The 15,229-nt window shown below is 39.1% G+C and carries 13 protein-coding genes; 11 read left to right on the top strand and 2 right to left on the bottom strand.

Going from position 1 to position 15,229, the window contains the following annotated elements; all coding sequences use genetic code 11:
- The first annotated feature begins 66 nt into the window (after positions 1–66).
- The 3 genes from B2X72_RS18680 to B2X72_RS18670 all read left to right on the top strand — a co-directional run bounded on the left by B2X72_RS18680 (position 67) and on the right by B2X72_RS18670 (position 5,026).
- The gene (locus B2X72_RS18680; protein ID WP_157698418.1) at positions 67–2,157 is read left to right on the top strand and encodes a DUF7594 domain-containing protein; all 2,091 of its coding nucleotides are present in this window, start codon (positions 67–69) and stop codon (positions 2,155–2,157) included.
- Positions 2,158–2,431: 274 nt separating this feature from the next.
- A complete protein-coding gene (locus B2X72_RS18675) occupies positions 2,432–3,553 on the top strand; it encodes a vWA domain-containing protein (RefSeq protein ID WP_286851030.1) in 1,122 nt (373 codons plus the stop codon).
- A 6-nt stretch (positions 3,554–3,559) separates the two neighbouring features.
- Positions 3,560–5,026, top strand: coding sequence for a sigma 54-interacting transcriptional regulator (locus tag B2X72_RS18670; protein WP_286851028.1), 1,467 nt, complete (start codon positions 3,560–3,562; stop codon positions 5,024–5,026).
- A gap of 95 nt (positions 5,027–5,121) precedes the next feature.
- Here the strand turns inward: B2X72_RS18670 and B2X72_RS18665 are convergent, their stop codons facing one another.
- A complete protein-coding gene (locus B2X72_RS18665; RefSeq protein ID WP_286851027.1) occupies positions 5,122–5,589 on the bottom strand; it encodes a hypothetical protein in 468 nt (155 codons plus the stop codon).
- A 181-nt stretch (positions 5,590–5,770) separates the two neighbouring features.
- Between B2X72_RS18665 and B2X72_RS18660 the strand changes: the two genes are divergently transcribed.
- The 8 genes from B2X72_RS18660 (at position 5,771) to B2X72_RS18625 (ending at position 14,143) form a co-directional block, all read left to right on the top strand.
- Positions 5,771–6,187, top strand: a complete 417-nt coding sequence (locus tag B2X72_RS18660; RefSeq protein WP_286851026.1) for a MarR family winged helix-turn-helix transcriptional regulator — start codon at positions 5,771–5,773, stop codon at positions 6,185–6,187.
- Positions 6,188–6,204: 17 nt separating this feature from the next.
- The gene (locus B2X72_RS18655) at positions 6,205–6,549 is read left to right on the top strand and encodes a GIY-YIG nuclease family protein (RefSeq protein ID WP_286851025.1); all 345 of its coding nucleotides are present in this window, start codon (positions 6,205–6,207) and stop codon (positions 6,547–6,549) included.
- Positions 6,527–6,976, top strand: coding sequence for a hypothetical protein (locus tag B2X72_RS18650; RefSeq protein ID WP_286851024.1), 450 nt, complete (start codon positions 6,527–6,529; stop codon positions 6,974–6,976). Before B2X72_RS18655 ends, B2X72_RS18650 begins: the two co-directional genes overlap by 23 nt.
- A gap of 256 nt (positions 6,977–7,232) precedes the next feature.
- Complete coding sequence (locus B2X72_RS18645) at positions 7,233–9,173, top strand: family 43 glycosylhydrolase (RefSeq protein WP_286851023.1); 1,941 nt, start codon at positions 7,233–7,235, stop codon at positions 9,171–9,173.
- Between the two features lie 763 nt (positions 9,174–9,936).
- Positions 9,937–11,817, top strand: a complete 1,881-nt coding sequence (locus B2X72_RS18640) for an MGH1-like glycoside hydrolase domain-containing protein (RefSeq protein WP_286851022.1) — start codon at positions 9,937–9,939, stop codon at positions 11,815–11,817.
- 132 nt (positions 11,818–11,949) lie between these two features.
- Positions 11,950–12,816: an AraC family transcriptional regulator gene (locus tag B2X72_RS18635; protein ID WP_286851021.1), complete on the top strand. Its 867-nt coding sequence runs from the start codon at positions 11,950–11,952 to the stop codon at positions 12,814–12,816.
- 259 nt (positions 12,817–13,075) lie between these two features.
- Positions 13,076–13,591 (top strand): hypothetical protein, encoded by a 516-nt coding sequence (locus B2X72_RS18630; protein WP_286851020.1) that lies wholly within the window; start codon positions 13,076–13,078, stop codon positions 13,589–13,591.
- 165 nt (positions 13,592–13,756) lie between these two features.
- Positions 13,757–14,143: a YtxH domain-containing protein gene (locus B2X72_RS18625; RefSeq protein WP_286851019.1), complete on the top strand. Its 387-nt coding sequence runs from the start codon at positions 13,757–13,759 to the stop codon at positions 14,141–14,143.
- 154 nt (positions 14,144–14,297) lie between these two features.
- Here B2X72_RS18625 and B2X72_RS18620 read toward each other — a convergent pair whose 3' ends face one another.
- On the bottom strand, positions 14,298–15,221 hold the full coding sequence (locus B2X72_RS18620; protein WP_286851018.1) for a helix-turn-helix domain-containing protein: 924 nt from the start codon (positions 15,219–15,221) through the stop codon (positions 14,298–14,300).
- Positions 15,222–15,229: the final 8 nt, after the last annotated feature.

Raw genomic sequence — 15,229 nt, 5'->3', positions numbered from 1 at the left:
AACGTTTAGGACGCAAGTGAGAATACGTCTGTAAAAATTATAACAAATTATAAAACTAAAAACAACATGATGAGAAAATTAATGATGGTGATTTCTATTGGAGTCATTGGGCTACTGAGCTGCCAAAAGTCTGTTCAAATAGATTCTCCGACATCGCTAAAAACAAAAGCGAAGGCGAATCTGGCAAGTGTGGGCAATACTTACTACATAGATCCCAGCGGAAACGATGATAGTACAGGAATGAGCACAACTACAGCATGGAGAACATTGGCCAAAATTAATGCCTCGGTTTTTGGCCCCGGCGACCGTATCTTATTCAAGAGCGGTGGCGTATGGAATGACACTTTGCATATGAAAAATTCGGGAACGGCTGAAGCTCCCATTATCATAGATAAATATGGCGGTGATGTTCGTCCGATTATCAACGGCGGTGGAAAGAGAAATGGATCAAATGCGCTATACCTTAATAAAGTATCTTATTTTGAAGTAAATAACCTCGAACTGACGAATACAATCCCAAGCGGGACAAGTTATGCTGCCACGGGGATCCGCGTGATTGGAGGCAGTTCTGCAGGAACAGCAATCAGCAATGTCTCCATTAGAAATTGTTATGTCCATGACGTCAATGGTGCTATCGATGGACAGACCAATTATAACAAAAGCTCTGGCGGGATTATCTTAGACGGTAAAATATACGGGGCTTTGGTACAAAGTTGTCATGTCGCCAACTGTTCCGTTGAAGGGATAAGGACCACTGGCGATAGGGCTATGGCAGCAAGATCAAAAGATATTATTATCGATAACAATTTGATTGAATATATCTACGGCGACGGTATCGTTATGTCTGGCGTGACGGGAGGAAGTAAAATTACACACAATACGGTCTATAAGGCATGTATGAACACAGGCTCTGAAAATTATGCGGGTATTTGGACAATTGGCAGTTTGAATACGCTGGTGGCTTATAATGAGGTTTACGGTATGACAGGCGGAGGGGCCAATGACGGAGTCGCGTTCGATGCCGATGGCTATGATACCAATTCAGTAACCGATGGAGATATCTTCGAATACAATTATTCGCATGATAATAACGGCGGATTTATGCTTTTTATGAACCAGTCTAAGAATATTAAAGTCCGCTACAACGTTTCTGTCAACGATATCGGTACAACAAGGTTAAAGAAGCTCTTTTTGATCGAAAAAACAACATACGATTCCCGTGAGATTTATAATAATGTATTCTACATCAAAAATCCAACCGCCAGCCTGTTTAACGTCATGAATGGCGTGAGTTCAGGAAAGCCTTATGCAACATTTTCAAATAATATTTTTTACACAACCTCGACCATTAGTAGTCTGTCTACTCAGGCCGATAACGGACTGAAGTTTAACAATAATTGTTTATTTCCGTCAAGTACATTTACGTCATTGAACTGGGGAACTACCGTGCGGAATAACAATTTCTATGAAGATCCGGTATTTGTCAATCCAATTGGTGGAAACGGCCTTGACGCTGCAAAAGGTTATGATGTCGGTTCCGGTTCGGCTGCCCTTAATGCTGGTATATTTATAAGTAACAATGGGGGCGTGGATTTCGCTGGAAATGCGTTGCCATTGGGTAATCCAGACGTTGGAGCGTTTCAGCATGCTGTTGTAGCCAATGCCGGAAGTTCTCTTGCCGATGCCTATGTCCGTAACGGTACCTATGCGAGTACAAATTATGGAACTACAGCTGATCTTGTCATCAAATCCGACGCTACATCTTACGCGCGTAAAGCATACGCTAAATTTGATATTGCGATGATTACTACACCTAAAGTGAGTTCGGCAAAATTAAAAATGTATGTTGCAGGAGTGAATACAGCACCACAAAGGACTATTAATATTTATACAACCTCCACGACATCTTGGTTGGAAAATAGCATTAATTGGAACAATGCACCAATGGATACTGTACTTGTCGGTAAGATTTCTGTGTCAGGGATAGGTTTACAGACCGTCGACGTCACCTCGGCCATTAATAGATTGCTTACCGGTACTGATCGTAAAGTATCCTTTCTATTTTTAAATACAGCTGCGGCTTCTTCTACAAATGATATGTCTTTTAGTAGCAGGGAAGCAACCGCCAATAAGCCAACGTTGGAACTGCTTTATTAACGGGTACTTATTTCAGGGGTAATTCTTTTGTATTTAGAATAACTGGATTAAAAAGCCGCAAGGAATACCAATTCTTTGCGGCTTTTGACTGGGAGAGCGTAAAGGCCTGAAACTAATTCCTCAGTGGAAGTTGTCGCTCGTGCGTCATACTATAGCCAGTTTTTAAAGTTAAATGGACATAAGGTGCTTACAAAAATTATTATTTCGTAAATTCATACTATGAAGCATCCGATACACTATTTGGATAGCTTCCTCATACTAATAAAAGGAATGCATGAAAAGCACGAAACGAAGTAAAGGTTTTCTCTTCAAGCAATATGAAGAGCCGTTTCAAACGCCTTTTGATAAATTATTTGACATTTTCAAAGAACTGATTACCCATACCTCTGGTGATTTTGATGAAGCCATTGACTGGCTTAGGCAATTGGATAAAGAGTTCAAACTGACGACTCCAGCCTATACGATAGATGATTTTATTGCGGATCTGAAGGATAAAGGTTATATCCGAGAAAAAGTGGAGTTTGGTGGTGAAGGTGGAGTAGATATTACCTCAAAGCTGGAGAAAGCCTTGCGTCAGCATGCCTTGGACCAGATTTTTGGGAAAATGAGGAAAGGGATATCAGGCAATCATAAAACCAATCACCAGGGACGGAGTGACGAAAATATGGGCGATTTCAGAAATTATCAGTACGGAGATGGCCTGGAGAAAATAGTTTTGACAGAGAGCTTGAAAAACGCACAGATCAATCATGGGATAGGCGAGTTTGCCTTATCAGAAAATGATCTCGTCGTAGAAGATACACAGTTTAAGTCGCAGATGAGTACAGTGTTGATGATCGATATCAGCCATAGTATGATTTTATACGGCGAGGATCGGATCACTCCTGCAAAAAAAGTAGCGATGGCTTTATCGGAACTTATTTTGACCCGATATCCGAAAGACTCACTTGACGTTATTGTTTTCGGAAACGATGCATGGCCTATTGCGATAAAAGACCTGCCTTATTTGCAAGTTGGACCATTTCATACCAATACGGTCGCAGGTTTAAAGCTAGCGTTGGACTTACTAAGGCGAAAACGGCATGCGAATAAGCAAATATTTATGATAACCGATGGGAAACCGAGCTGTTTAAATATGCCGGACGGTACTTATTATAAAAATCCTATGGGCTTGGATCCTTTTATCACTAGCAAGTGCTATAGTATGGCTGCGCAAGCCCGGAAGCTGGGAATACCAATTACAACCTTTATGATTGCTTCGGATACTTATCTGCAGCAATTTGTCGACGAGTTTACAGCTTCAAATCAAGGGAAGGCTTATTACACGGGACTTGGGGATCTAGGCGAAATGATTTTTGAGGATTACGAAGAAAATCGAAAAAAAAGAATACGATAAGAATATATGGATTACACGAAGATTACAACATTTGGTGCATTAAAAACTTCGGGTTATAAACCTAAAACAATAAAAGAAGAATTGCGTCATAATCTGATTACAAAAATAAAGGCGGGCGAAACCGTGTTCAATGGAGTACATGGTTATGAAGATACCGTTATTCCAGAACTTGAAAGAGCAATTCTTTCCAAACACAATATTAATTTCTTAGGCCTTCGCGGTCAGGCGAAAACACGTTTGGCTAGGCTCATGGTCAACTTATTGGATGAATATGTGCCAGTGGTTCAGGGTTCAGAGATTAATGATGATCCGTTTAACCCCATATCGCGTTATGCGCTAGAACTTCTGAAGGAGAAAGGCGACGATACACCGATAAGCTGGCTTGGTCGAGGTGATCGTTTTGCGGAGAAGCTGGCCACACCAGATGTGACGGTCGCTGATTTGATCGGTGATGTAGATCCCATCAAAGCCGCAAATTTAAAACTGAGCTATGCAGACGATCGTGTGATTCATTTTGGTATGATTCCAAGGGCAAACCGTTCCATATTTGTCATTAACGAGCTGCCTGATCTTCAAGCTAGAATCCAAGTAGCTCTCTTCAATATATTGCAAGAGGGCGATATTCAGATCCGTGGTTTTAAGTTACGCTTACCGTTAGATGTACAATTTATATTTACTGCGAATCCGGAGGATTATACCAATAGAGGGAGTATTGTGACGCCGCTGAAAGATCGCATAGGATCGCAGATACTCACACATTACCCAGCATCGGTTGAGATAGCAAAGGCAATTACAGCGCAGGAAGCGAACTTGGAAGCGGCCCAGAAGGAGCAGATATACGTCCCCGAACTGGCTAGGGAATTGATTGAGCAGATAAGCTTTGAAGCACGAAATAGTGAATATGTTGATGAAAAGAGTGGCGTGAGTGCGCGTATGAGCATTACGGCATTTCAAAACTTATTAAGCACCGCTGAATTGCGCATGCTCAGAAGTGGTGCGCAAGCAACTGCAGTACGGCTGAGTGATTTTATGGGTATTGTGCCTGCGATAACAGGTAAAGTTGAGCTCGTTTATGAAGGCGAGCAGGAAGGGGCGGGTATCGTCGCACTGCAGCTGATAGAAAACGCGATTAAAAACCTTTTTCCGATTTTATTTCCAAAAATTGAGAAACTGGAAAGAGATAACGAACGTTATCCTTACGACGACATTGTTCGTTGGTTTTCAGAATCAGAGGGGATCGAATTATCTGATGAACTCAACGATTCAACGTATAAGCAGGTTTTGGATCAAGTGAAGCCTATACATGCTTTAATTCAGCAATATCAGCCAGAAACGAAACCCGAAGATCTCCATTTTCTGACCGAATTTGTATTATGGGGACTTACGCTCAACAATAAATTAAGTAAATATAGGCTGGGGACCGGCCTTCAGTTTCAAGACAACTTCCAGGGATATCTGAGAAATAATCTGTAACAGGCAACTAGCAGCATGATGGGTAAGTTTATCGTGTAAAGTTACCCATCTGCTTTTTATCAAGGTCTCATAAGGAAGGAAATTGAGTGCATAAACTATCTTTTCATTAAAATTAAGTCAATTGATAGACCGATAATAAAGATTGCTACTGTAAATGATACATATCCTAAAATATAAATTGCGAGTGCCTTTAAATAACTCGGTATTTTGTAGGGATCGAAAAATTGCCCAATAGCCCATACGCTATATAACATAGCGACAATGCTCGCCTGTACCATAACGCTCGTATGGGTTACACCCTCAATTATTGCAAAAACGGTATAGATCAACATCGTCATTCCCAAAATAAAACACAATAGGATAACAATTTCAAAAAGATTAAAACCATATTTTTTGAAAAATAGCTTTGCCCAGAAAGCGATAAACAATCCTATCATGATATTGACATATCTATAATGGCTTTGGATCAAGAGATATATCGAGCCCGTTGTTGAATGTTGGGATTCGTAATAACTTACATATTTATCTTCAACATGGAAAATATGACTTACGATAGTATGCATCAATGCTACACCTAAGTGTAGTTTTATACAAATCTCCTTCTCCCACGAAAGAAATAGAATTAATGCGCTTTAGTGTAACCACCCCGTTCGCAGAATCTTTTGTTTATTTTGTTCAACCATTTAAATAAAACTATTATATTTGCAAAATACTTGAGCAGTCAAGTATTTTGCAAATAATAATATGACCGCAATTAATACGATTTTGAACATTATAAAAGTTCAATCTGTCATCACCAAAAAGTTTGATGGGTTGAGCTTGCATGGACTAAGTCTGACAGACTTTATGATCCTACATATTTTAAGTCAGGCTTCCGGGAACCGGTTACGGCGAATTGATCTGGCTGAAAGTACCGGTTTAACGGCCTCAGGGATTACAAGGATTATTTCACCTATGGAAAAGATGGGGCTTGTTGTAAAAGAACACAATGATAGAGATGCCCGGGTCAGCTATGTGAAGCTTACTGCGGCTGGTGATCGAATTTTTAATGAGGCTACTGTTACAGCTGAGCACATCGCCAATAAGCTATTGGACGGAATGGCCGTAACAGATCTCCTTATTTTTGCTGCGCAATTGAAATCATTGGGTGGTGATTTATAATTTTAATTTAAAAGCACATGAACAAAGTAGATAAAAAACAATTGAAATCCGAATTCCTGGAAAGTAAACCATTGATGGGAGTTTTAACAATTTACAATATGGCCGAAAATAAAATACATATCGCAGATAGCCTGAATTTAACCGCTCTTTCCAACAGAATCAGATTTATGTTAAACATGGGGCAATTTGACAACAAAAACTTGCAGGCGGATTGGAACCGATTGGGTGAGGGAAATTTCCTGTTTGAAAATACAGTTATTATTCCATTTGAAAACGACAAAATCATTGCTTATAAAAAAGTCGTACTTCACGCCGCAACTGAGTTGAAAAGTAAAGTGAGTGAAACAACAAGTATCTATTGATATGACAAGAAAGACGTATTTGTATCCCGGTTATGAAGCCGGAAGGAATCTGGCATTGAAAAATATCCAAGGCCCTATTGTAAATCTTAATTTAATTCAGTTGAGGAAAATCGCGGACTATACTAATTTTCCGGAGATTGCACCAATCAAAGAAATTTCGGGATACGATGCTTTTATGAATTATATAAAGCTAGCCAAACCTTTTGTGGAAGAAAGCGGCGGTGAGCTACTTTTTATTGGGCATGGTGATCGGTTTCTGATAGGGCCCGATCAGGAACAGTGGGATATCTGTATGCTGATTAAACAGAAAAGTGTGTCCGATTTTTTTTCATTTGAACAAAATCCAGCTTATATGAAGATTATAGGGCATCGGATTGCAGCTATCTCGGATTCAAGACTTTTACCCTTGGAAAATGTCCCGTTTTAAACGATACTTATCATAAAAAATACCGCCTATTTGAATAATAAGTGTATATTTAACATTAATAAAAAGTAAGCCTCGTATCGTATTCTACTAAAGCATCGTGGAAAAGCGTTTTTGAGCAAATTTAAATTCGTGTTGAATATCCTTTCGAGATCAAGATAATTTGGAATTTGTGCATTAAACAATCCATGGTTAAGTTTTAATAAAGAAGGTTTGCTTGACAAATAAACATTTAGAAAAACCTAAAAATTGATCCGACATGAAACTAAAACAAATGGGGGTATTGAGTATTGCATTAATGAGTTTTACTAATGTCATAGCGCAAAAAATATACAATGCAGATAAGGCGGCGGGTTATCTTTTTGCTTATTTTGAGGGTTCGGGGGATAAAAATACACAAGAGCAATTGCGATTTGCAGTCAGTCAGGATGCGCAAAACTGGGTTGCATTAAATAACAATAAACCTGTTTTGTCATCCGCGGATATATCCCAAACGGGAGGGATTCGTGATCCGCACATCCTTAGGGGAGAGGACAAAAAGTCATTTTATATGGTCGCAACTGATATGTTTACCGCCAAGAATGGTTGGGGAAGTAATCCTGGTATTATTCTGATGCGATCTGATAACCTGACGGATTGGAAACACAATACTGTTGATCTGGCAAAATTATACCCTAAAAAATTTAAAAACGTAAAATGGGTATGGGCACCACAGACGATCTATGATCCAGTTGCGAAAAAATACCTTGTATATTTTACGGTGAAATCATATGAGAACGATAAACTTGATTTTTATGCAGCCTATGCGAATAAAGATTTTAGTGGATTTGAAAGGGAACCTACTTTATTGTTCAGTCCAAAATTTGGCGGTATTGATGGCGATATCGTCTATAAAGATGGGTTATACCATTTTTTCTTTAAGGGCAATACAAAAGATGGTGCGGGCAAAGAAGTGAAAAATGGGATTCAGCAGGCGACAAGTAAATCCCTAAAAGGACCATGGAAAGAAGACTTCCGGTATCTCGATGCCTATGCAGACACTTCTGTTGTTGTCGAAGGATCGAGTCTTTTTAAGTTGAACGGAACAGACGATTATATCTTGATGTATGATCTGTATGCGAATGGAAGATATGAATTTCAGCGCACAGATGATCTTTTTAATTTCTCCTCGAAACCTGAGGCTTTGCGTAAAAATTTTAACCCGCGACATGGAAGTGTGATTTCAATTAGCAAGGAAGAGTCTCGTCTTCTGAATAGTAAATGGGGTGGTGTACCCGGTGAATTACTATCTCCAGAGGTTGGGGATGACAGGTATCGTTTTACCGCAAAGGGAAATCCGATTATTAAGCATCATTTTACGGCTGATCCAGCAGCAATGGTTAAGGGGGATACACTTTGGTTGTATGCAGGCCATGATTTTGCAGGAGGTCAGCAAGGCTATAAGATGAAAGACTGGATTGTTTATTCTACAACGGATTTAAAAAATTGGACGGAATATCCAGTGTCTTTGAGAATAAGTGATTTTACCTGGGCAAAAAGCGGCGATGCATTTGCGGGACACGTTACCGAACGTAATGGAAAATATTACTGGTACATCAGCTCTAATTGGTCCGGAATAGGTGTTGCTGTCGCAGATAGACCCGAAGGTCCCTTTAGAGATGCATTGGGGAAACCGTTATTGACCAATAAGGACTGTTTTGCTTCTTCCCATTCTTGGGCCTGTATCGACCCGGCTGTTTTTATTGATGATGATGGCCAAGCCTGGATTTTCTGGGGTAACCGTGAGTGCTACTACGCAAAACTCAAGGAAAATATGGTTGAGATTGATGGCGAAGTAAAGCAATTGAATTTTGAAGGACTGGCTTTTACCGAAGCACCGTGGGTTCACAAGCACAATGGAAAATATTATTTGAGTTATGCCACGGAATTTCCGGAGAAGATCGCTTATGCCATGGCCGATAAGATCGAAGGTCCCTATGTGTATAAAGGGATTCTGAATGAAATAGCAGGCAATAGCAATACGAACCATCAAGCAATTGTCCCTTTTAAAAACCAATGGTATTTCGTTTACCATAATGGGGGGATTAACCCAGATGGAGGCAGTTTTAGCCGTTCGATATGCATAGATACCCTAAATTACCGTGCAGACGGTACAATCCATAAAATTGAAATGACAACGGAAGGAACTACCGGGGACTAACGTATGAAAAGACGGCGAGCAAGCTAAAGTGGCTGCCGTAGAAGGTTGGGTGGAGACCGATTTAATAGATGAAAAATGTGGAACGACAGCATCGTTCCACAAAATGTTTTTCAGTGTAGTATTGTAGGATTCTTTTTACAGTATTCTTATCGAATCAATTCAGAAATTTAAAATGATGAGATAGGCATCTTCATTCATTTCAGCAATTACTTCTTTTGAGTCAAGTTTACTTATAAGGCAAATGTAACTTAGAATAGCAGTAGAAAGAATATGAAAAAGATACTTTTTTATGTGAAAATGGGAATATTTGGTTTTTTGCAAAAAAAATACCATCCTCTTTCATAATATTTTAGGCTCAAGCCTGGAATATCGAAAAATTTATCCAGGAAAAAATTTACCATTGTCGAATTAATAGATCTGAGTATGGCCAAAAACAATGAAATTCAGATGGCGATAAAGCGTATTGTTATCTATTGTGAACTATAAAGTACGAGCTCAAATTAGTACAATATGATACATTGTATCAATTTTACGCCGATTTGTTCCAACATGCTGAATTGTCATAAAAATTCTGTTGATTAGGCCTTTGTTTGTTATAGTTTTGGATTAGATCTTGTGTTTAACTTCATCAAGAATTGTCCTGTAGAAAATTACGGCGATGAAAGCCTATCAATCTCCTGTTGATTCCTTCGGATGGACGTTAATGCTAATTTTTTAAGTTATAGCAGATCAACTATAAATTCGTTCTATTCCATATAACCACATGAAAAGACAACGTCGCTCCGTTTTTCTAAAATCTATTGTTTTAAGCAGCACAGCCTTTTTGGTTCTAGGTGCTCTTTTTTCCTGTTCGAGTAATCGAGGATTTTTGGGTAAGCAGGAGTCGATATATCGCCATGAACTTGATCGTTTAAAGGAAGTGGCAAAAAATAACTTAACAGACAATATAAAGGAGTTCAATGCTTACGAGCACCGGCCAAAATCGGACGGTGCTTTTGACGAATCCAACAACAAAGAATTCTTGGTCAATAACATTCCGTATTTTGAGAGTTCCAACGATACCCTAAGTCGCGTTTATAATTATCGTTGGTGGATGATCAGCAAGCATCTTCGGGATTATTACGATCCACATGATTCAAAGGAATATTGGGTGATAACAGAATTTTTCGGGTATCCCGCCTGGGGATCCTTGAGTGGAGCGATTACCTGCCCAACAGCGCATCAGTTTTACGATGTACGTTGGCTTCGTGATCCAAAATACCTTCGATCTTATGCCGAATATTTTATGCTTGGATCAGCTTCCAAAATAAATCAAAGGGAAAACGGTAATTTTTTGACCCATTTGAGCAGGCCCGAAAGTGTTCATTTTTCCAGCTGGATGGTCGATGGTATTGAATCATTTTTAAAAATTCATCCCGATCAGGCCTGGACGCAAAAGATGCTTCCGGCGATGGAGACCCACCAGCACCTTTTGGATAGCCTATTCACTGTAAAAAATGCAAATGCGAAGACCGACGGCATGTACAAAATTCTGGATCTGTATGATGGCATGGAGTTCAGCCTTTCGGCGGTACTTGGCTTAATTGAAAGTAAAGGGCCCTATGCTATTTATACCGATAGTATCTGGAGAGACCTTTATTTAGGTTGGGGGACGACAGACAAGGCAGCAAATACGACTGCAGCGAAGGACTTTCCATTAGCATTTACCAAAGGTTATCCTGATTTTTATTTGGTGCGCCCATCCGTTGGAAGTTATTCCTTTGGAAATAACAACGCATTGTACAATCTCTATAGACTGGAACAGCAACAACATCCTTCGATTAAGAATAAGGCGAAAGCAGATTACTATAAGGTCAGAAGTCAGGAAATACGCCGAAAATTTCTCCGGACGCTTTGGAATTCAGATGATGGATTTTTTAATACCTTAACAGCTGGTGACAACGCCTATGGTGTTCGGGATTACGAAGCTCGGGTGCGGGAATCCGTTGGTTATACCCCCTGGTATTTCAATATGATACCGCCTGAGGATAATAAGAAGTATGAAGTAGCTTGGGCGATGTTTACTTCTGAAAAAGGTTTCAATAACCACAAAGGAATGACCACGGCCGAAAGGCAACATCCCTATTACAATGAGCAGGCTTATGCCTGGAACGGCAGAGGATGGCCTTTTCAAAACTCGGTCGTCTATAAAGCATACAGTAACTATTTAAGAAATTATAAGAATCAAATCACTGCGCAGGACGAAGAGATCCTCTACGAACAAATTATGATGCTTACCCGACTTCACGGTTATGCCCAGCCAAATATCGGTGAATGGTATATACCAAGTGATGGCGAGCAATTTGGTGGACAGAGTGATTATTTTCATTCAACCTATCCTGACATGATCATAGCAGATCTCATTGGCTTTAAGGCTACCCATCACAACAGCTTTCAGCTTCAGCCGCTGATACCTGCGGGCAAAATGGATTATTTTTACCTCGGAAACTTAGACTATCATGGTAAAACGATCGACATTGTCTGGAAAGAAGACTGGGATCAAAACAAACCAGGAAAACAGCCTATGTTATGCATTTGGGTAGATCATGTCTTAAAGGTAAGCTGCAAGAATCTTGGTGTCAAAATAGACGTAAATTTAGACTAATATCAACAGGTGTTTAACCAATTTAAAATACATCGATTGGATGAATCTATTTTAACGGAAATTTAGAAAATAAGACTCTATTGCACAACGGTCATTTTAATTATACGGAACTCAATCGTTAAATTTGAGAAATTGAGTGGCACAATGGTAAACGATTACAAAAAATATGAGCTATTTGGAAGACCGATGATGCAAAAAATTGCTTTGAAGGCACCATTTACATTTGAATTTCCAGTAGCGGAACAGGCTTGCTTCCTCTATGTGCTGGAAGGGGAGATGCAATACCAAGCAAATGACGAAGAGCTAACTATTGCGAAGCATTATTCCTTATTGCTGAATTGTATTAATTCTGGAAAGCGAATCCACGATGTGAATCCAACGCAGGATTGTCAGCTGTTAATCGTCACTTTTTATCCCGATACCTTGAAGAAAGTTTACGATAGAGAGTTGCCCTCGTTGCTGCTTGAACCCGAAAATATCATTTCAAACCAATCAAAAGAAAAAATTGACAATGATTTCCTGATCCAGAAATATGTCGAAGGCTTGCTGTTCTATTTTGAAAATCCTTCATTGATCAATGAAGATATACTGGTGCTCAAATTAAAAGAAATTATATTGCTCCTGTCCCAAACGAGAAACGCGTCGGTCATACGGGTGATATTATCACAGCTTTTTTCTTCAAGTACCTATTCGTTTAAACAGATCATTGAAGCCAATCTCTTTTCCCAATTGACCATTGAGCAGCTTGCGGAACAGAATAATCTGAGTGTTTCTTCATTTAAAAGAGAGTTTGCCAAATTATATCGTGATACACCTGCCAGCTACATCAAAAATAAGAAGCTCGAAAAGGCGGCAGAGCTCCTTTTGGTTTCCGATCAGCGTGTTTCCGAAATTGCCTTTAACTGTGGATTTAACGACCTTGCAACATTTACAAAGAGTTTTAGTGACAAATACCACATATCGCCAACAAATTATCGTCGACAGCTTAAAAGCAACTAAAAACCAATGGTTATTTGTATATGGTATTCCATTTTTATCGAGGGGACCAAGTTTTCTCCAATAAGATTGTAGTCCTGTTATTTGAACTAAAATATCAAATCTTTGAACGAAATCAAAAAACTATTTTTCTTATTCTATTGCAACTTTGTAGTGTTCCATTAAAGGGTTGTTATTCCATGGATTGTGCCGTGAAAGCGTGACAACGACCTTACATTATAGGAACATTTTTTTGAAATTATCAACGTTAAAAATAGAAAAAATGAATTTATCAGGTTTAGGAGTTTTCCACACAGTTATTGGTCTTACAGCACTTTTAGGTGCTGTATTAGGATTTATCAGCTATGGCAAGATCAATCTTAAAGTATTATCGGGGAAGTTATATTTTTATGCGACATCCATCACTTCTCTTACGGCATTAGGAATTTCGAAACAGGGCGGCTTCAATGCCGGGCATGTTTTTTCACTCTTCATCTTGGTTCTTGTCACGGTGGCCTATTGGCTGCACGCAATAAAGAAAAGTAGTACGAAGGCTCGGTATTTTGAGAATTTTCTATGGTCATTCAGTTTTTTCTTGTCGCTGGTGCCCACCATTAATGAGACCTTTACCAGAGTTCCAATCGGACACCCCTTGGCAAAGGATACAAATGATCCAATTATTGGACAGACCCTTTTTGTACTTTTTGTGCTTTTTATTATTGCAGTCATTTTTCAATACTTCAAACAAAGGAAAATCAACACTGAATTGGGGACAGAACTAAAAAGTCGTGTCCAGTAGTGCTATTTGATCCAGGCCTTTACTGAATGCTCATCTTTAGCGTCTTTCGGTTCATGTGATGCTGCAATCTAGTTTGTTGTACATTTTTTTAAATATGACAAACTAATCTTTTGCTTTTATTGTTAGAATTTGTAAGAGTTTTAACAACATATCATTTTGAAATATATGCTTAATTACGATTGTTTAAAGAAATTAAAGATGTGCGGCGGAAAAAATAATTCAACGGGATTACTTCTGGCAATGGTGGCGGGAGCGGCAATTGGTACATTGGTCGGTGTATTGGTGGCACCGAATAGTGGAAGAAAAACGCGAAAGAAAATCAAGGCAAAAACAAGGGATCTCAAAGAGCAGGCAAAACATAAATACGAAGAAGTAGCCGATAAAGTGAAAGAAGAGTATGATCATGTGTCATCCTCAATTAGCGAGACAGCAGGCCATATGGCTGATAAGGTCTCTGATGAATTTGATAAGTATAAAGATCAAATAAGTGCTAAGACTGCCGAAGAGACAAAAGCGATTAAGGATGCAGTTAAAGATCAAAAAGAAAAATAACTTTTGATTCAAACAGCAGAACTGGCAATAGACATTGCGCGGTCTGCTGTTTCTTTTTTGATCTTCACCTCTTAAATTATAATGTCCATGCCCACCGGGATCATTTCTCCCATATCCAATGGTCATTCTATGGTTTTCGTTAGCTTTCAGTAGCTTAGTGAAATCCGGCGCGAAATTCCAGGGGCGAAAGTTTGGTTTTTGTTTTAAACAATTTGCTGAATGACTGTGAATGTTCAAAGCCTAATTCATAGGCGATTTGGCTAACAGAAAGTGCCGTTGTTGACAATTTCTCCTTTGCTTTTTCAATCAGTTTTTCGTGAATATGCTGTTGGGTACTTTGCCCCGTTATTACTTTAAGCAAACTGCTGAGATACTTAGAGGAAATATTTAAGCTATCTGCGATATATTGAACGGATGGAAGACCCTTTGAGACCAAACCATCTGTAGAAAAATAAGCATTCAGCAGTTCTTCCAGGCGATTTAAAACGTGATGATTGGCTTTCTCTCGCGTCAGGAATTGTCGGTTGTAAAAACGCTCCGAATAATTCAGTAATGTTTCGAGGTTTGATACAATAATGTTCTTGCTGAATTTGTCCATATTTGCTCGATATTCCCGTTGGATATTTTCAATAATATCGTTTAGTGTTTTCTCTTCACTTTCTGAAAGAAATAAAGCTTCATTTGCCGAATAATCGAAGAATTCATGCTCTTTAATGGTTTTCGCCAATGTGGTATTCCATAAAAAGTCCGGATGAATAAGCAACATCCACCCGCTTCGGTTTACGTTGGTAACAGCGTCATTTTCTTCCAGTTTCAGCAATTGATTGGGCGACATAAAGCCGAGTACACCGTTGTCAAAATCAAAGAGCTGCTGCCCATAGCGCATTTTGCCTGTGATGCCTCTTTTATTGGAAATGACATAGAAATCAAACAATAAGGCCGATGCATCATCCAAAGGAGAACGTTTCATCTTTGAATAGTCCACAACACTGAGCAATGGATGCTCAGGCTGTGGTAAACCTCTTAATTGATGAAATTCACTGATCGTTTTTATACGCTGTGTTCGACTTTGTAGCATATAACAAA

Origin of the sequence: Sphingobacterium sp. UBA7253, from assembly GCF_002472745.1 — a bacterium.
In the GTDB taxonomy this organism is placed as follows: domain Bacteria; phylum Bacteroidota; class Bacteroidia; order Sphingobacteriales; family Sphingobacteriaceae; genus Sphingobacterium; species Sphingobacterium siyangense.
The sequence above is the reverse complement of the archived record's forward strand: the minus strand, read 5'-3'. Positions and strand labels throughout refer to the sequence as shown.